Here is a 19,722-nt window from a genome sequence, read left to right as displayed (position 1 = left end):
ACGACGGTGCCTCCCGACCGATGTCTGGTCGGGAGGCACCGTCGTTTCTGAACCGTCCGTCAGTCGCGCGTGAGGCGACGGTAGGTCAGGGCGTGCGGACGCGCTGCGTCCGGCCCGAGGCGCTCGACCTTGTTGGCCTCGTAGTCGGCGAAGTTGCCCTCGTACCAGTACCAGTTGGACTGGTCGTCGGCGTCGCCCTCCCACGCGAGGATGTGGGTCGCCACGCGGTCGAGGAACCACCGGTCGTGGGAGATCACCACGGCACAGCCCGGGAACTCGAGCAGCGCGTCCTCCAAGGACTGCAGGGTCTCGACGTCCAGGTCGTTCGTCGGCTCGTCGAGCAGCAGCAGGTTGCCGCCCATCTTGAGCGTCAGCGCCAGGTTGAGGCGGTTGCGCTCACCACCGGACAGGATGCCGGCGCGCTTCTGCTGGTCGGGGCCCTTGAAGCCGAACGACGCGACGTAGGCGCGGCTGGGCATCTCGAAGTTGGCGACCTTGATGTGGTCGAGCCCGTCGGAGACGACCTCCCAGACGTTCTTGGAGGGGTCGATGCCGCCTCGCGACTGGTCGACGTACGAGATCTTGACCGTGCTGCCAACCGTCAGGCTGCCCGCATCAGGCTCCTCCTCCCCCACGATCATCTTGAACAGCGTGGTCTTGCCGACGCCGTTCGGACCGACGATGCCGACGATGCCGGCGCGCGGGAGCGAGAAGTTGAGGTCGCTGATGAGCGTACGGTCGCCGAACCCCTTGGTCAGGTTCTTCGCGTCGAGGACGACGTCACCCAGGCGCGGGCCCGCCGGGATGTTGATCTCCGACAGGTCGACCGAACGGCGACGCTCGGCCTCCGCGGCCAGTTCCTCGTAGCGCGCCAGACGGGACTTGCTCTTGGCCTGGCGGGCCTTGGGGTTGGAGCGGACCCACTCGAGCTCGCGCTCCAGGATCTTCTGACGCTTGGCGTCCTTCTTGCCCTCGACGACGAGGCGCTGCTGCTTGGTGTCGAGGTAGGTCGAGTAGTTGCCCTCGTACGGGTGGGTCTTGCCGCGGTCGAGCTCGAGGATCCACTGCGCCACGTTGTCAAGGAAGTAGCGATCGTGGGTCACGGCGAGCACGGCACCGGGGTACTTCGCGAGGTGCTGCTCCAGCCACAGCACGCTCTCGGCGTCCAGGTGGTTGGTGGGCTCGTCGAGCAGCAGCAGGTCGGGCTGCTGGAGGAGCAGCTTGCACAGCGCGACGCGGCGACGCTCACCGCCCGAGAGCGGGTCGACGATCGCGTCCGGGGGCGGGCACCGCAGGGCGTCCATGGCCTGCTCGAGCCGCGAGTCGAGGTCCCACGCGTTGGCGTGGTCGAGATCAGTCTGGAGCTCGCCCATCTCGGCCAGCAGGGAGTCGTAGTCGGCATCGGGGCTGGCAAGCTCTTCGCTGATCGCGTTGAACCTGTCGAGCTTGCCCTTGATGTCGGCGACGGCCTCCTCGACGTTCTCGAGGACGGTCTTGCCCTCGGTCAGTGGCGGCTCCTGGAGGAGGATGCCGACGGTCGCGTCGGGGTCCTTGTAGGTGTCGCCGTTGTTCGGCTGCTCCATGCCGGCCATCAGCTTGAGGAGCGTCGACTTGCCGGTGCCGTTCGGGCCGACGACGCCGATCTTGGCGCCGTGCAGGAACGACAACGTCACGTTGTCGAGAACGACCTTGTCGCCCAGCGCCTTGCGGACGTTGTGCAGGGTGAAAACGTAATCAGCCATGGTGGGTCAAGCCTAGGCGCTCGACCACAGCATGCGTGAATCGGACGCCCTGACCGCCCCCTGACCGCCCCCGACCGCCCGCCTCAGACCGCGACGGGCTCCGCACGCGCTCCGGGTGCCGGGGCGGTGTGGCTGCTCTCGAACTCCGCGACCGCCTCACCGTCTGATGACGCCTGCTCCTGCACTGCTGCCGGCTCGTTGCGCGTGAACGTCGACGTGCCGCGGTTGAGGTCGTGGCACACCGCGGTGGCCTCGAGGACATCTCGCTGATGCTGCTCGCGGGTGTCCTTGTCCTCCCAGGTGTGGCTGCGCAGGCGTCCGATCACCACGACCGGATCGCCGGTCTTGAGGGAGGCGGCGACGTTCTGCGCGAGCGTGCGGCTGGCCTTGACGGTGATCCAGACCGTCTCCAGGTCACGCCAGCGGCCCTGCTGGCGGTCGAAGAAGCGCGGGGTGGAACCGACCCTGAACATCGCCCACCCGAAGCCCTTGCTCTCCCGGTAGTCGACCGGGGTGCCGAGGTTGCCGTACACGGTCATCTGGTTGTCGCTCATGACTTCTCCTGCTCGTCGGGGACACACACAGCGTGGGTCCCCAAGAGCCCTGTACGCACGACGTCCGGCCGCCCTGGGGACGGCCGGACGCTGTGGACGTACGAGGAGAAGGTCAGACGTTGCGGCCGAGCGCGGCAGCGATGCCGCGACGAGCCTGCTCGTACGCGGCGAGCTCGTGATCGACAGGCGCGAGCACCCGCTCACGCGTCACCTCGGCGATCGTCGCGCGCAGCCGGTCTTCGGCGCCATGGGCGCGTCGCGAAGCCGAGGACTTCGCGGCGACCGTGGTCACCAGCGCCAAGAGCAGTCCGACGACGAGGCCGCCTCCGGCCAGGTAGGCAGGTAGCCACACCCCTGCCACCGTCGGCGCGGAGGCCGAACCGGTCAGCTCGGCACCGGTGAGCGCGAGCATCCAGAGGAGGCCGGCGATCATGACGGCGAGCGCGGCCCACTGCACCAGCTTGACGAACGACCACCACGTCGGCGTCTTGTCGATGCCCAGCCCCGTACGGGCGATCGCGTCGTCCAGGACGTCGGCGAGGTCGCGGTTGGGGACGACGACGGCACGGCGCATCGACTGCACCCACGACGGCGTGAGCCCGATCGCAGCCTTCTCGGCGACGTCGCGCACAGCGACGTCGACGGCCGGGCGCTGGACCCGCGCGGAGACGCCCTCGGCACCGAGGGCGTGCAACGCGGAACCGGGCCCGGACGACGTGCTCTTGGAGCGGCCGATCATGCGCAGCGGCGGCCAGGTGGTTGCCGAGACCGCGCGCGACACGAGCGACTTCTCGGCGGCGTCAGCGACCGCCGAGACGCCCGCCGCGTCGGCGAGGGTGTCCGCGAGCTGCGCACGGTCGGAGTCGGTCAGACCGAGCGCCGGCGCGTCGCCGCTGATCTGCTCGAACGCCTTGGCGAGGTGCTCGACATCGGCGCCCGTACGAAGGCCAGCAGCCTGCTTGTCGCGGATCCTGCGCACCAGCGCGCGCTTGAAGTCGTCGACGCCGTCGCCGCGCAGGGCAGACACGGCGATGACCGGGACTCCCGCCAGACCGTCCTCGGCGAGGAGTCGGCGGACGTCCTGGAGGGTGCCATCCCACTGCTCCGGCGGGAGCTTGTCGATCTGGTTGAGGACGACCATCGTCACCTCGGCGTGCCGAGCGAGCGGGCGCAGGTAGCGCTCGTGGATGGCGGCGTCGGCGTACTTCTGCGGGTCGAGGACCCACACCAGCACGTCGGCGTACTTCACAAGGCGGTCGACCTCGAGGTGGTGCGCCACCTCGGTCGAGTCGTGGTCAGGGAGGTCCAGGAGGACGAGCCCGTCGAGGTTCGTGTCTTCTGGGACGAGGCCGAGCGGGCTGCCGAGCGACATCTGCTGGCGCTCGGGGATGCCGATCCACTCGAGCAGAGCACGGCCGCCGTCGTTGCCCCAGGCGACCGCCATCGCCCACGACGTCGTCGGACGGCGGACGCCGACCGCAGAGAGCTCGACGCCGGCGACGGCGTTGAACAGCGACGACTTGCCGGAGCCGGTCGCTCCAGCGAGGGCGACGACCGTACGGTCGCTGGCGAGGCGGAGGCGTGCGCTGGCGCGCTGGACGACCGCTGCCCCCTCCGCCACGAGTGCGGGGTCGAGGCGGCCTGCAGATGCTTCCACGGCGCGGGCGAGCCCGTCGACGCGTGCGGCGACGTCACCGCCGGTCGTGCTGAACAGCGGTGCGGGAGGGGTGTCAGTCACGTCAGTCCCAGTCCTCGGGGATCAGGTCGGTGTGCCGCGCGTCCTCTGCTGCGCGTGCAGCGGCTCGAATGCTATCGGCTGCAGCGGGTGCAGCGGCAGTGCGTGCGATCACGTCATAGAACCGCTGCCGCTCATCACGCAGGACGGCGCCCGCCCGGCGGAGAAGGTCTTCCTTGGCGAGCTCGACGAGACGCCGCGCTGTCGCGTCTCCGAACACGTCGAAGAGCAGCTCGCGGGCTATCGCAGCACCGGTGTTCGCCTCGTCCTCGCGGGGGGCGAGCTCGTTGACGACGCAGATGCCGAGGGTCACCGCGGACCCTGCCGTACCCAGCGCGAGGAACCGCGCGGTCATGCGGCGCTCGCCGCCCTCGGCGCGCACGATCTCGGTGCACGCCTCGATCCAGTCGGAGGAGATCCGCTCGGCTCGCGAGCGCAGGGTGCGGGTCGCGCGGTCGAGCTCGCGGCCCGGCCCCTCGATCAGGCCGGAGCCCGCAGGGTTCTGCTCCCATGCCTGGTACGCCCCGTGGGCGCCGGCCTCAGCCTGCTCCAGGAGGAGGAGCTCGACGTTGTGCGCGAGGCTCTCGTGGACCTCGGCGACACGCGCGCGACGGCCGCGGACGCTATCCACGATGCGGTCACGGATCCGGCCGATGCGGTCGTCGGCGCCGCGCAGGAGGTCGCCCGACCCCGCGAAGTCGCGCCAACGCGCGGTCAGCTCGCCATGCATGAGCGTCCCGTCGGAGACGGCCTTGGCGAACGCCGCCTCGGCGCCGGTGTAGGCACGGTCGACGTCCTCGACCAGCGCGCTCAGCACCGCCCCCTGGTCGGCCACGGCGTCGGCGACGTCGAACGCACCGAACACGATCTTGCGCACCGCGCCGTCGAGGGTCTGGGTGACGATCGCGGAGCGGACCTCCGGGTCGGCAGCGAGGTCGTGGAGCCAGTTGAGGATCGGTGCGACCGAGCTCGGGGGCAGCAGCCCGTCGTCGTCGACCTCGGTCTCGAGCACCGTGAACAGGGGCGAGTCCTTGAGGCCGCGCGCAGTCAGCATGCGTGCGAGGTGGCCGCGGACCTCGCCCATCGACGTGTCCGGCGTGCGGTCGAGGACGATGGCCACAGCCGCACTGCGGTCGGCCGCCTCACGCAGGTAGTCCCACGGGACCTGGTCGGCATAACGGGCGGCCGACGTCACGAACAGCCAGAGGTCGGCCGCCGCGAGCAGCTCGGTGGCGAGGCGGCGGTTCTCGGTCTCGATCGAGTCGACGTCGGGCGCGTCGAGGAGCGCGAGACCCTTGGGCACCGTGTGCGCGGCCACGAGCGTCAGCGAGCGGGTGTCATGGGACTGGGTCGTGGCGCGGGCCAGGTCGGGCAAGATCCGGTCGGGCTGGAACCAGTCGGCGTCAGCCGGATTGTGCACCAGCACGGCCGAGCGCGTGGTCGGCCGCAGGACGCCCGACTCGGTGACCCGACGGCCGATCAGCGAGTTGACCAGGGTCGACTTGCCGGCGCCGGTGGAGCCGCCGACGACCGTCAGGAGAGGGGCGTCGAGCTGCACCAGGCGCGGCAGCACGTAGTCGTCGAGCTGTGTCAGCAGCGCCCGCTGAGCCTCACGTCCGTCCGAAGCCCCGGGGATGTCCAGCCCGAGGGCAGCACCGCTCAGCTCGGTGCGCAGCTTGAGCAGCGCAGCGAGCAGAGTCGCAGTGGAGCCATCCGTCGACACTCGAACCTCCGGAGAAGGGGGGGACATGCCCGACCTCAGAGTAATGGAGAGCGGGGCGGATCACGCACCGGTGACCTCGCGGGATGTCCGAGACAGTGTCGGCGGTCACCTGCGGGGCTGCTGCGGGGGCCGACCGCCCGGGGGGTGCTGCCCTGGGGCGTTCGGTGGAATGTCGGGGCTGGACGGGGTGACAGGAGGGGCGGCGTAGGGCGCGCGGGGGCCGTACGGGGTGTTCATCGGGTATGACGACGGCGGCGGGACGGCTCCGTACGGAGGGTTGCCGTAGGCGCTCGGCCGCGCGTACGAGAAGCGCAGGGGCGGCGGCAGGACCACGTACGGGCGGAGCACCCGCATCTCCGAGAGGAACGCGTCGACGCGCTGCGGTGCCTGCGGCTTAGGCATCCGGTCCATGACGCCGGCATAGAGGTAGGCCATCGTGATGGCGTCGCGCTGATAGCGCTTGGTCGCCTTGGCCGAGATCTCGCCGCCGTGGAGCTTGGCGTGCTTGACGGCCTTGCGACGATAGCTGAGCGAGGCGATGTAGGGGATCTCGTCGGCGACCAGCCAGCCGCGCCGGGCGATGTCGGTGAGGGCGCGGACGAGGTAGCGGCCCTGGTCACGCCGCGCGAGGACGGCGAGGACGATCGTGCCGGCCAGCAGCAGCCCGGTGAACCCGTACGCGAGGAGGAAGCCCGTCCCGCCGAGATAGCTGACGCCGCCGTTCCAGATGCCGTGCAGCAGCATGCTCCCGAGGAGACCTGCAGCCCAGATCAGGCCACGCACCGCCGTGGAGCGCTGACGCACCGACAGTCCGACGGCGATGCCGAACGCGGCGGTGAACATCGGGTGGGCGAACGGGCTCATGATGCCGCGGAGCACGAACGTCACCGTCGTCGCCGCCGGGCCGTCGACGCCCGTCTCGTCGATGCCGCCATAGGCGCCTGCGTAGTAGACGACGTTCTCGACGAAGGCGAAGCCGAGGCCGACCAAGCCGGCCAGGACGAGCCCGTCCACGAGACCGTCGATGACACGGCGCATCCGCAGGAACGTGAGAACGAGGAACAGGCACTTCGCCGGCTCCTCGGTGACCGGCGCGATGAACGTCGCGAGCGCCGAGTCGGACAGGTCGAAGGTGTTCGAGATCAGGATCTGGGCCAGCAGCGCGATCGCGACCGAGACCACGCCGCCCCACACGACGGCAGCGAGCTTGTAGTGCCACGGCTCCGGCTCGTACCGGTCGAGCCAGAAGAAGCAGCCGAGCATCGCCGGCAGCGGCAGCACTGCGTAGAGGAGGCTCAGACCGCTGCCCGCGGCGTCCCCGCTGGTGATCGCGAAGAAGCAGACCCCTACGACGCCGATCGCGGCTGTGACGAACATCAGCACCATCAGCAGTGTGTGGCCGCGCTGCCACATGGGGTCGCGCAGCCGCGGCAGCGGCCCGGGCGGGACCGGCGCTGACGGAGAGTGCGGCGCGGATGCCGCCCACGGCTGGGACACACGAGAACCCTAGCGGCGTACGCAGACCAGTCCTGCGCCGCTAGGGTTGCCTGTGGGCGCCCGTAGCTCAGTTGGATAGAGCGGCGGCCTTCTAATCCGCGGGTCGGGGGTTCGAGTCCCTCCGGGCGCGCTCAGCTCTCCAGGACGGCGTCGAGGACGATCTCCGGCACCGAAGCCAGGGCCTTGCTGACCGGGCAGGCCTTCTTGGTCTCCTCGGCGACCTCTGCGAACTGCTCGGCGGTGAGCCCGTCGACCTTCGCGCGGACGGTGAGGACGATCTTCGAGATCAGCAGGCCGCCGTTGTCGCGATCGGGCCGCACGGTGACATCAGCCCGTACGGACGCCGACTGCGGCGTCCCCCCGGCGTTGGCGAGCCCGCCGGACAGCGCCATCGCGTAGCACGAGGCGTGCGCGGCCGCGATGAGCTCCTCAGGGCTGGTGCTCCCCTCGGCCTCGTCGGCGATGCGGCGAGGGAAGGACACGTCGAACGTGCCCGTCCCCGAGCTGTCGAGGGTGACGCGGCCCGTGCCGTCCTGCAGCCCTCCGGTCCACTGCGTCGTCGCGGTACGTGTCGCCATGGTGTCGCTCCCGTCGTCGTGTGCTCGAACCTCCACCGTAGAGACGTGAGGCCCCGTACGCATCATGCGTACGGGGCCTCGCGGGTGTCTCGGCAGGTCAGACGGGTCAGCCGGCCTTGGCTTCCTCGATGGCGGCCAGGACTTCCTCGGTGCCAGGGACGCCCGGGGTGCCGTCCGGACCCTCGGGCCCGTTCACGGTGGTGCCGTTGACCCAGACGGTCGGGGTGCCCGAGAGCTTGTTGCCTTCGGAGTCGGGCTGGTCGAACGCCTTCTCGGTCTGCTCTTCGGTCCAGTCACGGAACGGGCGACCCGTGATGCAGTCGGTCGCCGCCTTGCTCGCGCCCGCCTCCTCGGCGAGGTCGCGGAACTCCTTGTCGCTGAGCGAACCGCCCTGAGGCTGGTTGGCGAAGAGCAGCTTGGCGTAGTCGCGGAAGACCTTCGCGCCGTCCTCCTCGAACACGCACATCGCCGCGGCCATCGCGTCGTTGGAGAACTCGTTGAGGAAGGCGACCGGGCGGTACTCGACGTCGATCGCGCCGGCGGCAACCTGCTGGTCAAGGACCTGACCGGTGGTCTCCTCGAACGACTTGCAGTGCGGGCACGCGAAGTCCTCGAAGATCGTGACCTTGACCGGGTCCTCGGCCGCCGTACCGCCCAGGTCGGTCGCGGTGAGATTCACGCCGCCGGTGTCGGTGATGCCGTCCGGGGTGCGGGTCGGAGAGTCGGCGGAGTTGTCGACCGCCGCCTTCACTGCGAAGCCGGCGCCGGCGATCACGACCAGCACCACCGCGACGATCGCCACGGTGATGAGGTTGCGGCGCCGCTTCGCCTGGCGCTCGCGGTCCTTGCGCATCTGCTCCGCGCGCTCACGACGGGCGCGCTTGTCATCCTTGCTGGCCACCTGGGTCATCCATCCTTCGCGTACGGACACGTGTCGCCGGGACAACGTACGAGCCGGTGCTCGCGTTCCCTTGCGACCGCGACCAGGCTACCGGTCAGAGTCAACGGCTAAGGTGGTTGGTCGTGATGGATAGGCTTGTATGGATCGACTGTGAGATGACAGGGCTCGACCTCGAGCACGACGCGCTGATCGAGGTGGCAGCGATCGTGACCGACTTCGAGCTCAACCCGGTCGCTGAGGGCGTCGACGTCGTGATCAAGCCGCCGCGTGAGGCGCTCGATCAGATGAACGACGTCGTGACGCAGATGCACACCAGCTCCGGGCTCCTGGACGAGCTCGACGCCGGTCTGGCGCTCGCCGACGCGGAGCAGGTCGTTCTCGACTACATCAAGCAGCACGTCCCCGACGCGGGCAAGGCTCCGCTCGCGGGCAACTCGGTCGGCACCGACCGCGCGTTCCTGCTGCGGGACATGCCCGAGCTCGAGGGCTACCTTCACTACCGCGTGGTCGACGTCTCGTCGATCAAGGAGCTGTCGCGTCGCTGGTATCCGCGGGTCTACTTCAACTCCCCCGCCAAGACCGGCAACCACCGCGCGCTCGCCGACATCCTCGAGAGCATCGAGGAGCTGCGCTACTACCGCGCGGCCGTCTTCGTGCCGCCGCCCGGGCCCGACAGCGACACCGCCAAGGCGCTCGCCGCGGAGCACTCCGGCGCACTGCGCGGCAGCGACTCCTCAGACGACGCTTCGTAGGGACCCGGATTTCGAGCCGTCAGGACTGACCCGCTACACTCGTGCACGCCGCACACGGTGATGCCGTGTCGCGCGCGGTGGGTGTAGCTCAGTTGGTAGAGCACCGGCTTGTGGTGCCGGTGGTCGCGGGTTCAAGTCCCGTCATCCACCCCCAAAGACGCCAGGTCAGGACATCGTTCCCGGCCTGGCGTCCTTCGTTTGCGCCAGCGGGCGACGTCGCGCCGCGGCGATCTCAGCCCCGTTCGCGACCGCCCAGTCCGCCAGGGCGGAGAGCGGCTCGAGCAGCGACCTCCCCAGCGGCGTGAGGGTGTACTCGACGCTTGGCGGCACGGTCGGGAACACCTCTCGACCGACCAGGCCGTCCTCCTCCAGAGCGCGCAAGGTGCGGGTCAGCATCCGCTGGCTGATGCTGTCGATCTCGCGGTGGAGCTCGTTGTACCGGTGCGCACGCCGTCCGAGGAGCACGAGCACCAGGAGCGTCCACTTGTCACCGATCCGACGGATCACGTCGGTCACGGGACATCGTTCGTACTCATCCGCAGGGACCGGCCCGGGCAAGGGCGTGTCGACAAGGGTAGGCACATCCGCGTGCGTACCGGACATTCAACTGCCTCCTTCCGCACTCGCCGAAGGTTCTCGATGCTAGTGGCAACCACCGTCGAGTCGAGGAGGAACATGAGCCCGGAAGCCGTCACCCCGAGGGGCGACAGGACACCGCGGACGGTCGTCGTGAGCGGAGGGACGGACGGGATGGGGCGCGCCCTCGCCCTCGGCAGGGCCGCCCGTGGAGACACGGTCGTCGTCCTCGGCAGCAACAGGGAGAAGGGAGAGCGCGTTCTGGAAGAGGCCGCTCGGCTCGATGGCACAGGGGCGCTCGAGTTCGAGCGGGTCGACCTGTCCAGCATCGACGACACCCGTGCGGCTGTTCGGCGGATCGCGGCTCGTCACGAGGCTGTCGACGCCCTCACCCTGTTCGCCAACCGCCAGGCTCCGAGGCGGACAGTCACCGCGGACGGCCTCGAGCAGGTGTTCGCCGTGTACTACCTCAGCCGCTACCTGCTCAGCTACGAGCTCAGTCCCCTGCTGCGCCGGAGCCGGACGCCGGTCATCGTCAACGTCGCCGGCGTCGGTATGACGAAGGGGCGCCTGCACTGGGACGATCTCCAGCTCGAGGGCGAGGGCGAGTACGGCATGGTGGCCGCACAGCTGCAGGCTGCACGTGCGAACGACCTCCTCGGGGTGATGTTCGCCGCAGAGCCGGACAACCCGGTTCCGTACGTCCTCTATCACCCGGGGTTCACCAAGAGCGGCGACCTCACCCCGCTGCGACCGGCGCTCAGGGTGACGTTGCGGGCACTCGCCGCCCTGGCGGCACGCCCCGTCGAGAGGGCAGTCGCTCCCCTCCACCGGTTCATCGAGGAGCCGCCGCGCGCACCGCTCAGCGCGATCGACCGCGAGACGTCACTGCCGCTCAGCCTGAGGACACTCGACCCGCATGGCGCGGACCGGCTCGCCGCGGCCACCCGTGCGATCCTCGCGGCCCACGAGGGAACCGTCTCATCGGCGTAGGGCCACCACCCTCACGTATGTTCCCAACATCCCGTCGATATGTTGTCGACATGGTGTCGGCTAATTCTCGCATGAGGACGTGATGATGTTTCTCGCCATTCGTGAGCTCGTGTTCGCTCGAGGGCGGTTCGCCCTCATGGGATCCGTGGTGGCCCTGATCGCCATCCTCATGGTGCTGCTGTCGGGCCTGTCGGTCGGACTGGTCAACGACGGCGTCTCGGGACTCAAGAAGGTCCCGGTGACCTCGTTCGCGTTCCAGCAGGACGTCGCCAAGGACTCGGCGTTCTCGCGCAGCGTCGTGTCGTCGGAGGCTGTCGAGGCGTGGGCCGACCGTCCGGGCGTCGAGGACGCGGCGCCCTTCGGCAACACCCTGGTGAACGCGCGCGCCGACAACGGCACCGAGGTCGACCTCGCCCTCTTCGGTGTCGAGACCGACTCCTTCCTCGCCCCCTCCCCCGCGACCGGCGCCCCGCTCGGCGACGAGGCGGACGGGATCGTGATCAGCGAGACCGCCGCCGACGAGGGCATCGCGCTCGGCGACGTCGTCCGCATCGAGCCCACCGGGACGGCCCTCACGGTCGTCGGGATCCTCGACGGCCAGCACACGTACGGGCACGTGGACGTGGCGTACGTGCCGCTGACCACGTGGCAGGAGGTCCGCGCCGGCGTACGGACGGGAGACCCCGTACCGGCGCACGTGCACGACGAGTTCACCGCCGTCGCGGTACGGGCCGCTGACGGCGACGACGTGGATCTCGCTGCGGGAGACGAAGCCGCGTCGACGACCTCGATGACCCTCGAGGAGTCGTTCGGAGCCTCGCCCGGGTACACCGCCGAGACGTCGACCCTCCAGCTGATCCAGGTCTTCCTCTATGCCATCTCCGCGCTGGTCGTCGGCGCGTTCTTCACCGTGCTCGTCATCCAGCGCCGTCAGGAGATCGCGGTGATGCGGGCGATGGGAGCGAGCACCGGCTATCTTCTGCGCGACAGCCTGCTGCAGTCCCTGATCCTCCTGATCGTCTCGGCCGGGGTCGGCGTCGGGATAGGCCTCGCCGGTGGCGCCGCCCTCGCCTCCACGCCCATGCCGTTCGCCCTGGAGGCGGGTCCGATCGCCGCCGCCACCGCACTCCTCATCGCCCTCGGTGTCGTCGGAGCCGCCGTCGCGGTCGTCCGCGTCACCCGGGTCGACCCGCTGACCGCACTCGGAGGCAACCGATGACCCCCGCACTCGCGCTCACCGACGTCACGCTCGTCCACGGCGACGGCGAGGACACCGTCACGGCGTTGGACGCCGTCAGCCTGCGTGTCGCGCCCGGAGAGCTCGTCGCGATCGTCGGGCCGTCCGGATCCGGCAAGTCGAGCCTGCTCGCCGTCGCCGGCGCCCTGACCACCCCGACCTCCGGCGAGGTTCGCGTCGGCGAGGTCGACCTCGCGACGGCCTCACGCCGCGAGCTGGCGCGGATCCGGCGGGAGCGGCTCGCCTTCGTCTTCCAGAGCGGCAACCTTGTCCCCGCGCTCACCGCGATCGACCAGATCCGGCTTCCCCTCACGTTCGGCAAGGTCTCCGAGCCACGCGACCCGTACGACCTGCTGGCCGAGGTCGGGATGGAGCACAAGGCGCGCCGTCGGCCCCACCAGCTCTCGGGCGGGGAACGGCAGCGCGTCGGGATCGCCCGTGCCCTGGTGACCCGCCCGCGACTGCTCCTCGTCGACGAGCCCACAGCTGCGCTGGATCGCCAACGCAGCCAGGACATCGTGTCGTTGCTCGCTCGCGAGACGCACGAGCACGGTGTCGCCACCGTGATGGTGACGCACGACCACGACGTGCTGCACCACTGCGACCGGGTCTACGAGATGATCGACGGACGACTCGGCGTCCCTGCTGCGTCGCCCGACTGACCCAGGAGGACCCGTGCCCCGCATCCAGGCGCCCACGGTGGTCGAGCACCGCCGTCGCCAGGAGCGGGCGATCCTGGACGCGGCACGGGCCCTCATCGCCGAGACCGGCGAGGCGCCCTCGCTAGGGGCGGTGGCCAAGCGGGCGGGGATGGCGAGGCCGAGCCTCTACCAGTACTTCCCGTCGCGTGGGGAGCTGCTCGCGGGCGTCGTCGCCGATGTGTTCCCCGAGTGGTCACGCCACGTCCGCGAACGCGTCGCGGCGGCCGAGGCACCGGGCGAGCGGGTCTGGGAGTACATGGCGGCCAACATCGACCTCTTCGCCAGCTCGGAGCAGGCGGTCGCGCACGTGCTGAGCAGCGTCGTCGAGCCCGCCGTCCTGCAGGCCCCGATGCAGCGGTTCCACGCCGAGCTCCAGGAGCCGCTGGTCGCTGCCCTGCACGACCTCGGCGAGCCGCACGTCGACCAGATGGCCTCGCTGGTGAACGCGCTGATCGTCCAGGTGTGCGCGACGTATGGACGTGACGACGCGCACGCAGGCCACGGCGATGCCCCGTCCTTGTCCCGTACGGAGGCCCTCGAGCTGCTCCGCCGGCTCATCGGCGCCTACCTCGACCTGCCCGGGGAAGCGAAGGGGCCCCGCAGGCGTTGACCCTGTCGGACCGACGCGCCCGCGTCGGTCGGTCGACGAGGAGGTCGCGGTGCACGGCGAGTACAAGGTTCCCGGGGGCAAGCTGGTCGTCATCGACCTCGAGATCGTCAGCGACCACCTGAAGGACGTCCAGCTGTCGGGCGACTTCTTCCTCGAGCCCGACGAGGCCCTGGAGCGGATCACCGGAGCCCTCGAAGGAATGCCTGCCGACGCGTCGGTCACCTCGTACGCGGCCGCCGTTGAGGGGTCGCTCGCCGGCGCGTCGATGATCGGCTTCGACCCGCGTGCGGTCGGCTTCGCGGTGACCCGGGCGCTCGGGCGTTCGACGTCCTGGCACGACCACGCGTTCGCGCTCGTCGACTCGGGCCCGCTGCACCCGGCCGAGCAGATGGCGCTCGACGAGGTGATCGCGACCCAGGTCGCCAGGGGCGAGCGGCCGCCCGCGCTGCGCTTCTGGGAGTGGGCGTCCAACGCCGTCATCATCGGCTCGTTCCAGTCGCTGTCCAACGAGGTCGACCTCGACGCCGCTGCACGCCACGACGTGACGGTCGTACGGCGGATGTCCGGCGGCGGCGCGATGTTCGTCGAGCCCGGCAACACCATCACGTACTCGCTGTACGTCCCCGCGTCGCTCGTCGAGGGCATGAGCTTCGCCGAGTCGTACGCGTTCCTCGACGCCTGGGTCCTGCGCGCGCTCAAAGGCCTGGGCATCGACGCCTCGTACGTGCCGATCAACGACATCGCCACACCTCACGGCAAGATCGGCGGCGCCGCGCAGAAGCGCCTGGCCGGCGGCGCGGTGCTGCACCACGTGACGATGTCGTACGACATGGACGCGACCAAGATGCTCGACATCTTGCGGATCGGGCGCGAGAAGCTGTCCGACAAGGGCACCGCGAGCGCGGCGAAGCGGGTGGACCCGCTCAAGAGCCAGACCGGCATGCCGCGCGACGAGGTCGTACGGGCGATGGTGGGCCACTTCGCGGACAGCTACGGGCTCACTCGTGTCGGCGTCGACGAGGCGACACGCGCCGAGATGGAGGCGCTGGCGCGCAGCAAGTACGGCACCGAGGAGTGGACCGCGCGCGTGCCGTGACGCAACGGGGACCCGCACGGGCCACGGCTCCGTCATCGTGAGCGCATGTCGCTCTCACGTACGGCGGTCCTCGTGTCCGCAGGTGTCATCGTCGGCCTGGTCGCCGGCGGTACCACCGTCGCTGTTGCCGCATCGTCGGCAAAGACCGTGAAGGTCTGCACCACCAAGAAGGGTGTCGTGCGCACGGCCGACGCCAAGGGCAGGTGCCCGAAGAAGTCGAAGAAGCTGGCGATCAACGTCCGGGGCCCTGCAGGGTCTCGGGGTGCGCCCGGCGTCGCGGGTGCCCGCGGACCGTCGGACGCATGGAGGATCGGCGCGCTCAACCGTGCGGAGGCGGTGAAGGTGCAGGCGGGTTCGTACGTCGTCAACGGCACCGTCTACTTCGGCAGGGCGTCGGCGACCGCACAGTGCTGGGTCTGGCATCAGGACTCGCCGACCGGGAGCTCGGGCATCGGCTCCTTCCTGACCGGGGCGAACGCCGTCGCGACGCTGGCCGTGTCCGACGCGTTCACGGTGACGGCGACCAGCGACGTCTGGGTCGAGTGCAGCGGCGGTGAGGGCTTCTCGGTCACCCCGCGCGTCACCGTCCTCGCGGTCGGGACGCTCCACGACTGAGCCGCGCTCACTCCTCGGCGTGCAGCGGGAGCGTGCGACGGCTCACGAACCGGCGCTCGCTCCCGTCGACCGGGTCGGTGAACGCCAGCTCGCTCGCCAGCAGCTGCAGCGGGTGGCGGAAGTCGTCGAGGTCGACGTCGAGGACCTCCGGATAGACGGGGTCGCCGACGATCGGGATGCCGAGGCCGTACAGGTGCGCGCGGAGCTGGTGCGTACGACCGGTCTCGGGCTCGAGGCGATAGACGCCGTGGTCGCCGTGGCGGCCCTCGAGCGCGATCCGGGTGATCGCGTTCGGGGTCGCGCCTGCGACCACCTCGACCTGGAACGAACCGCGCCGCTTGACGAGGTGGTTGGTCACCGTCGTCGGGAGCGCGAGGTCGGGGTCGACGGGCGCGAAGGCGCGATAGATCTTGCGCGCCTGCCGCCGCTGGAAGACCAGCTGGTACGGGCCACGCCACCGCCGCTCGGTAGTGAGGACCAGGACGCCGGAGGTGATCCGGTCGAGGCGGTGCGCGGGGGACAGCTCGGGGAGGCCGAGCTGGTCGCGCAGCCGTACGACGACGCTCTCCTTGACGTGCCGCCCACGCGGGATCGTCGCAAGGAACGGCGGCTTGTCGACGACGACGAGGCGCTCGTCGCGGTGGAGCACGTGCAGCTCACCGGGGACGGGCGCTTCCTCGCGGAGGTCGCGGTAGAACCAGACGAAGGTGTGCGGGCGGTACGGGGCGGCATCGGCGACCGGTGCGCCGGAGGCGTCCACGATGCGCTCGGCCGTCAGCATCGCGGTCACGTCGACCTTCTCCGGCAGGCGCCAGCGCAGCCACTCCCCCATGGTCGTCCAGGCCTCCGGCTCGCGGCCACGGTCGGGCGTGCGCAGCCAGACGGCGTTGAGACCGTCGCGCGGCGGCAGTGGGGAGCGGGGAGGCACGGCTTCGATCGTACGGAGGTGCCGCTCGTCGCTCCTCCCCGGACGTCATACGAATCGAGGGGTATCACCCTCCGTTCGTATGACGTCCCGGGAGGAAGCTAGTCGACCCGCGGCACCACCGGGACGACGTCGGGTGCGCCCATCCGTGCGGCATCAGCCGTCTCGTCGTCCGGCATCGTCTGGCTCTCGCGTTCGGCAGCCACCCGCGCGAGGTAGTGCTCGACCTCGCGCGCGACCTGTTCGGCACCCCACCCGAGCGGTCCCGCCATCAACGCGGCGGCCTCCTCGGCCGAGGCCGTCCCGCGGTCGAACGTCTCGATCGAGATCCGGGTCCGACGCGTGAGCACGTCGTCGAGGTGCAGTGCGCCTTCATGGGTGACCGCGTAGACGACCTCCGCCCGAAGGTAGTCGTCGGCACCGCCGAGCGGCTCTGCCAGCGTCGGGTCGTCGGCGATCAGCGCAAGCACCTCCTCGACCAGCGCCCCGTACCGGCGCAGCAGGTGCTCGACCCGCACCTCGTGCAGCCCGCTGCGCCGCGCGAGCAGCCTGCGCCGGTTCCAGAGCCCCGCGAAACCGTCCGCTCCGAGCAGCGGCACGTCCTCGGTCACGCACTGCGGGATCGCTCGCGACAGCTGCCCGCCGAGCGCGTCGGCGGCGGCGTCGATCGCGTCGCGAGCCATGACCCGGTACGTCGTGTACTTGCCGCCCGCGACCACCACGAGCCCCGGCACGGAGTGCGAGACGGCGTGCTCGCGCGAGAGCGTCGACGTCGCCTCGGACTCGCCGCGCAGCAGCGGCCGCAACCCTGCGAACACGCCCTCCACGTCGGCGTAGCTGAGCGGCGTCGCGAGCACCGTGTTGACGTGCTCGAGCAGGTAGTCGATGTCCGTACGCGACGCGGCCGGGTGGTCCTTCGAGAGCGACCAGTCGGTGTCGGTGGTCCCGATGATCCAGTGCCGCTTCCACGGGATCACGAACAGGACCGACTTCTCCGTACGAAGGATCAGACCGGCCTCCCCCTGGATGCGGTCGCGAGGCACGACAAGGTGCACGCCCTTGCTCGCGCGCACCTGGAACTGCCCGCGCTCGGCGGCCATCGCCTGCGTCTCGTCGGTCCACACCCCGGTCGCGTTGACGACCTGCGCGGCCCGGATCTCGAACTCCTCGCCCGACTCCAGGTCGCGCACCACGACACCGGTCACGCGCTCGCCCTCACGCAGCATGCCCGTGACGCGCGTACGGGTCGCGACGTGCGCCCCGTACGAGGCAGCCGTGCGAGCCAGCATCATCGTGTGGCGCGCGTCGTCGACCTGGCCGTCGTAGTACTCGATCGCGCCGACGAGCGCGTCCTTGCGCAGCGCCGGCATCCGCCGCAGCGCCTTGCGCCGGGTCAGGTGCCGGTGTCGCGGGACGCCTCGCGACTGCCCGGACGCCCACGCCAGCGAGTCGTACATCGCGACGCCCGCGCCCGCGTACGCCCGCTCCCACCCGTGGTGCGTGAGCGGATAGAGGAACGGGATCGGGTGCACGAGGTGCGGGGCGAGGCGCTCGACGAGCAGGCTGCGCTCGGCCAGCGCCTCGGCGACGAGCGCGAAGTCGAGCATCTCGAGGTAGCGGAGCCCGCCGTGGATGAGCTTCGACGAGCGGCTCGAGGTGCCGGAGGCGAGGTCGCGCGCCTCGACGAGCCCGGTCGTCAGCCCGCGGGTCGCCGCGTCGAGCGCGCAGCCGGCGCCGACCACTCCGCCGCCGATGACCAGCACGTCGAGAGGCACACCGTCCGCAGCGGCCGTCGCACGCAGGGCAGCGAGCGCATCCGCGCGGGCAGCGTGGTCGAGCGCAAGGGGCCGCACGTCAGTCCACCTCCACCCAGTCGAGGGTCCGCTGCACGGCCTTCTTCCAGCGGGCGTACGCCTGCTCACGCCGCTCCTCGTCCCACTGCGGCTCCCAGCGCTTCGACTCCTGCCAGTTGCGCCGCAGCTCGTCGGTGCTCTCCCAGAAGCCGACCGCCAGGCCTGCTGCGTACGCTGCGCCGAGCGCCGTGGTCTCGGCGACGACCGGGCGGCTGACGGTGGTCCCGAGCACGTCGGCCTGGATCTGCATGCACAGCTCGTTCTCGGTCACTCCCCCGTCGACCTTGAGGACGTCGACAGCGACACCGGAGTCCTCGCGCATCGCCTCGGCGACGTCGCGCGACTGGAAGCAGATCGCCTCCAGCGTCGCCCGGGCCAGGTGCGCGTTGGTGTTGTAGCGGGAGAGGCCAACGATCGCGCCGCGGGCGTCCGAGCGCCAGTACGGGGCAAAGAGCCCGGAGAATGCGGGCACGAAGTAGACCCCGCCGTTGTCCTCGACCTGCCGCGCGAGCGCCTCGGACTGCGCGGCGCCGGAGATGATGCCGAGCTGGTCGCGCAGCCACTGCACGGCCGAGCCGGTCACCGCGATCGAGCCTTCCAGCGCGTACACGGGAGCGTCGTCGCCGAGCTGGTACGCGACGGTGGTGAGCAGGCCGGCCTTGCTCCGGACAATGTCGGTGCCGGTGTTGAGCAGCAGGAAGTTGCCGGTGCCGTAGGTGTTCTTGGCCTCCCCCGGCGCGAAGCACACCTGCCCCACGAGTGCCGCCTGCTGGTCGCCGAGCACGCCGGTGATCGGGACCTCGCCGGCGAACGGGCCGGTCTCCAGTGTCACCCCGTACGGGTCGGCGACCGACGACGGGCGGATCGCGGGGAGCATCGCGCGAGGGATGTCGAAGATCTCGAGCAGCTCGTCGTCCCAGTCGAGCGTCTCGAGATTCATGAGCATCGTGCGGCTCGCGTTGGTCACGTCGGTGACGTGCACGCCGCCGCGCCGACCGCCGGTGAGCTGCCAGGTGACCCACGAGTCGGTCGTGCCGAACAGCGCGTCGCCGCGCTCGGCGGCCGAGCGCACGCCGGGGACGTTCTCGAGGATCCAGGCGATCTTGCCGCCGGAGAAGTACGTCGCGGGAGGAAGGCCCGCCTTCGCACGGATGGTCTCGCCGTGCCCGTCGACCTCCAGCCGCGACGCGAGCCGGTCGGTGCGGGTGTCCTGCCAGACGATCGCGGGCGCGTATGGGCGTCCGGTGCGGCGGTCCCAGACGATGGTGGTCTCGCGCTGGTTCGTGATGCCGATCGCGGCGAGGTCGGAGGCGGTCAGGCTCGCCTTCGCGAGTGCGGTCTGGACGACGGCGCTGGTGCGCTCCCAGATCTCCACCGGGTTGTGTTCGACCCAGCCGCTGCGCGGAAGGATCTGCTGGTGCTCGAGCTGGTGACGCGCGACCTCGTTGCCGTCGTGGTCGAAGATCATGAAGCGGGTGCTGGTCGTGCCCTGGTCCACAGATCCCACGAAGTCGGCCATGGGTCGTTTCTACACGGTCGCGCAGCGGTTGAGCGACAGGAAGCGGCCACAGAGGCGACCGCTCCGCGTCATGTCCCGTTGTTTGTCTCACGGTCGCCTGAGGATCAGCACGAGT

Annotated in this window: 18 protein-coding genes and 2 tRNA genes; 9 read left to right on the top strand and 11 right to left on the bottom strand. The window is 70.4% G+C overall.

Annotated features, from left to right (window positions below; translation table 11 throughout):
- Window positions 1-59 precede the first annotated feature (59 nt).
- The 5 genes from ettA to ACFSDF_RS16075 form a co-directional block, all read right to left on the bottom strand.
- On the bottom strand, window positions 60-1,742 hold the full coding sequence (ettA, locus tag ACFSDF_RS16095; RefSeq protein ID WP_167250247.1) for an energy-dependent translational throttle protein EttA: 1,683 nt from the start codon (window positions 1,740-1,742) through the stop codon (window positions 60-62).
- Between the two features lie 83 nt (window positions 1,743-1,825).
- Entirely contained in the window at window positions 1,826-2,296 is a 471-nt protein-coding gene (locus ACFSDF_RS16090; RefSeq protein WP_167003949.1) for a single-stranded DNA-binding protein, read from the bottom strand.
- 112 nt (window positions 2,297-2,408) lie between these two features.
- The gene (locus tag ACFSDF_RS16085; RefSeq protein ID WP_167003952.1) at window positions 2,409-4,034 is read right to left on the bottom strand and encodes a GTPase; all 1,626 of its coding nucleotides are present in this window, start codon (window positions 4,032-4,034) and stop codon (window positions 2,409-2,411) included.
- A gap of 1 nt (window position 4,035) precedes the next feature.
- A complete protein-coding gene (locus tag ACFSDF_RS16080; RefSeq protein WP_255490659.1) occupies window positions 4,036-5,754 on the bottom strand; it encodes a dynamin family protein in 1,719 nt (572 codons plus the stop codon).
- Between the two features lie 105 nt (window positions 5,755-5,859).
- Complete coding sequence (locus tag ACFSDF_RS16075) at window positions 5,860-7,251, bottom strand: PrsW family intramembrane metalloprotease (protein ID WP_167250245.1); 1,392 nt, start codon at window positions 7,249-7,251, stop codon at window positions 5,860-5,862.
- A 56-nt stretch (window positions 7,252-7,307) separates the two neighbouring features.
- Between ACFSDF_RS16075 and ACFSDF_RS16070 the strand changes: the two genes are divergently transcribed.
- Window positions 7,308-7,381: transfer RNA gene (locus ACFSDF_RS16070), tRNA-Arg, on the top strand.
- A 1-nt stretch (window position 7,382) separates the two neighbouring features.
- Here ACFSDF_RS16070 and ACFSDF_RS16065 read toward each other — a convergent pair.
- Together ACFSDF_RS16065 and ACFSDF_RS16060 are read right to left on the bottom strand one after the other, a co-directional pair.
- Entirely contained in the window at window positions 7,383-7,829 is a 447-nt protein-coding gene (locus ACFSDF_RS16065; protein ID WP_167003957.1) for an OsmC family peroxiredoxin, read from the bottom strand.
- Between the two features lie 106 nt (window positions 7,830-7,935).
- The gene (locus tag ACFSDF_RS16060; RefSeq protein WP_377158276.1) at window positions 7,936-8,739 is read right to left on the bottom strand and encodes a DsbA family protein; all 804 of its coding nucleotides are present in this window, start codon (window positions 8,737-8,739) and stop codon (window positions 7,936-7,938) included.
- 116 nt (window positions 8,740-8,855) lie between these two features.
- Between ACFSDF_RS16060 and orn the strand changes: the two genes are divergently transcribed.
- Together orn and ACFSDF_RS16050 are read left to right on the top strand one after the other, a co-directional pair.
- Complete coding sequence (gene orn, locus ACFSDF_RS16055) at window positions 8,856-9,482, top strand: oligoribonuclease (protein WP_220471274.1); 627 nt, start codon at window positions 8,856-8,858, stop codon at window positions 9,480-9,482.
- 76 nt (window positions 9,483-9,558) lie between these two features.
- Window positions 9,559-9,636 (top strand) — tRNA-His (locus tag ACFSDF_RS16050).
- Window positions 9,637-9,647: 11 nt separating this feature from the next.
- On the opposite strand, the gene ACFSDF_RS16045 is transcribed toward ACFSDF_RS16050, so the two are convergent.
- The gene (locus ACFSDF_RS16045; RefSeq protein WP_279587864.1) at window positions 9,648-9,998 is read right to left on the bottom strand and encodes a winged helix-turn-helix transcriptional regulator; all 351 of its coding nucleotides are present in this window, start codon (window positions 9,996-9,998) and stop codon (window positions 9,648-9,650) included.
- A 159-nt stretch (window positions 9,999-10,157) separates the two neighbouring features.
- Here ACFSDF_RS16045 and ACFSDF_RS16040 point away from each other — a divergent pair, with 159 nt between their 5' ends.
- The 6 genes from ACFSDF_RS16040 to ACFSDF_RS16015 all read left to right on the top strand — a co-directional run bounded on the left by ACFSDF_RS16040 (window position 10,158) and on the right by ACFSDF_RS16015 (window position 15,310).
- Window positions 10,158-11,051: an SDR family NAD(P)-dependent oxidoreductase gene (locus ACFSDF_RS16040; RefSeq protein WP_167003965.1), complete on the top strand. Its 894-nt coding sequence runs from the start codon at window positions 10,158-10,160 to the stop codon at window positions 11,049-11,051.
- A gap of 85 nt (window positions 11,052-11,136) precedes the next feature.
- Window positions 11,137-12,270: an ABC transporter permease gene (locus ACFSDF_RS16035; RefSeq protein ID WP_167003967.1), complete on the top strand. Its 1,134-nt coding sequence runs from the start codon at window positions 11,137-11,139 to the stop codon at window positions 12,268-12,270.
- On the top strand, window positions 12,267-12,950 hold the full coding sequence (locus ACFSDF_RS16030) for an ABC transporter ATP-binding protein (RefSeq protein WP_167003969.1): 684 nt from the start codon (window positions 12,267-12,269) through the stop codon (window positions 12,948-12,950). The genes ACFSDF_RS16035 and ACFSDF_RS16030 overlap by 4 nt, the downstream gene beginning before the upstream one ends.
- Before the next feature lie 13 nt (window positions 12,951-12,963).
- On the top strand, window positions 12,964-13,599 hold the full coding sequence (locus ACFSDF_RS16025) for a TetR/AcrR family transcriptional regulator (protein WP_377158272.1): 636 nt from the start codon (window positions 12,964-12,966) through the stop codon (window positions 13,597-13,599).
- 49 nt (window positions 13,600-13,648) lie between these two features.
- Window positions 13,649-14,695, top strand: coding sequence for a lipoate--protein ligase family protein (locus ACFSDF_RS16020; RefSeq protein WP_377158270.1), 1,047 nt, complete (start codon window positions 13,649-13,651; stop codon window positions 14,693-14,695).
- Between the two features lie 45 nt (window positions 14,696-14,740).
- Window positions 14,741-15,310 carry a hypothetical protein gene (locus ACFSDF_RS16015; protein ID WP_377158268.1) on the top strand — a complete coding sequence of 190 codons (570 nt, stop codon included), beginning with the start codon at window positions 14,741-14,743 and terminating at the stop codon, window positions 15,308-15,310.
- Window positions 15,311-15,317: 7 nt separating this feature from the next.
- Here ACFSDF_RS16015 and ACFSDF_RS16010 read toward each other — a convergent pair whose 3' ends face one another.
- From ACFSDF_RS16010 to glpK, 3 genes are all read right to left on the bottom strand, one after another.
- Window positions 15,318-16,142, bottom strand: coding sequence for a pseudouridine synthase (locus ACFSDF_RS16010; protein ID WP_377159070.1), 825 nt, complete (start codon window positions 16,140-16,142; stop codon window positions 15,318-15,320).
- Between the two features lie 194 nt (window positions 16,143-16,336).
- Window positions 16,337-18,088: a glycerol-3-phosphate dehydrogenase/oxidase gene (locus ACFSDF_RS16005; protein WP_377158266.1), complete on the bottom strand. Its 1,752-nt coding sequence runs from the start codon at window positions 18,086-18,088 to the stop codon at window positions 16,337-16,339.
- 1 nt (window position 18,089) lies between these two features.
- Window positions 18,090-19,607: a glycerol kinase GlpK gene (gene glpK, locus ACFSDF_RS16000; RefSeq protein WP_377158264.1), complete on the bottom strand. Its 1,518-nt coding sequence runs from the start codon at window positions 19,605-19,607 to the stop codon at window positions 18,090-18,092.
- Window positions 19,608-19,722: the final 115 nt, after the last annotated feature.

Origin of the sequence: Mumia zhuanghuii (assembly GCF_042681565.1) — a bacterium.
GTDB lineage: Bacteria > Actinomycetota > Actinomycetes > Propionibacteriales > Nocardioidaceae > Mumia.
This window is presented reverse-complemented; position numbering and strand designations above follow the sequence as displayed.

What these genes read in the sequence shown, in the direction of transcription:
- ettA (WP_167250247.1), bottom strand. Translation starts at nt 1,742, where the DNA reads ATGGCTGATTACGTTTTCACCCTGCACAACGTCCGCAAGGCGCTGGGC.
- ACFSDF_RS16090 (WP_167003949.1), bottom strand. Translation starts at nt 2,296, where the DNA reads ATGAGCGACAACCAGATGACCGTGTACGGCAACCTCGGCACCCCGGTC.
- ACFSDF_RS16065 (WP_167003957.1), bottom strand. Translation starts at nt 7,829, where the DNA reads ATGGCGACACGTACCGCGACGACGCAGTGGACCGGAGGGCTGCAGGAC.
- ACFSDF_RS16060 (WP_377158276.1), bottom strand. Translation starts at nt 8,739, where the DNA reads ATGACCCAGGTGGCCAGCAAGGATGACAAGCGCGCCCGTCGTGAGCGC.
- orn (WP_220471274.1), top strand. Translation starts at nt 8,856, where the DNA reads ATGGATAGGCTTGTATGGATCGACTGTGAGATGACAGGGCTCGACCTC.
- ACFSDF_RS16040 (WP_167003965.1), top strand. Translation starts at nt 10,158, where the DNA reads ATGAGCCCGGAAGCCGTCACCCCGAGGGGCGACAGGACACCGCGGACG.
- ACFSDF_RS16035 (WP_167003967.1), top strand. Translation starts at nt 11,137, where the DNA reads ATGTTTCTCGCCATTCGTGAGCTCGTGTTCGCTCGAGGGCGGTTCGCC.
- ACFSDF_RS16030 (WP_167003969.1), top strand. Translation starts at nt 12,267, where the DNA reads ATGACCCCCGCACTCGCGCTCACCGACGTCACGCTCGTCCACGGCGAC.
- ACFSDF_RS16015 (WP_377158268.1), top strand. Translation starts at nt 14,741, where the DNA reads ATGTCGCTCTCACGTACGGCGGTCCTCGTGTCCGCAGGTGTCATCGTC.
- ACFSDF_RS16010 (WP_377159070.1), bottom strand. Translation starts at nt 16,142, where the DNA reads ATGGGGGAGTGGCTGCGCTGGCGCCTGCCGGAGAAGGTCGACGTGACC.
- glpK (WP_377158264.1), bottom strand. Translation starts at nt 19,607, where the DNA reads ATGGCCGACTTCGTGGGATCTGTGGACCAGGGCACGACCAGCACCCGC.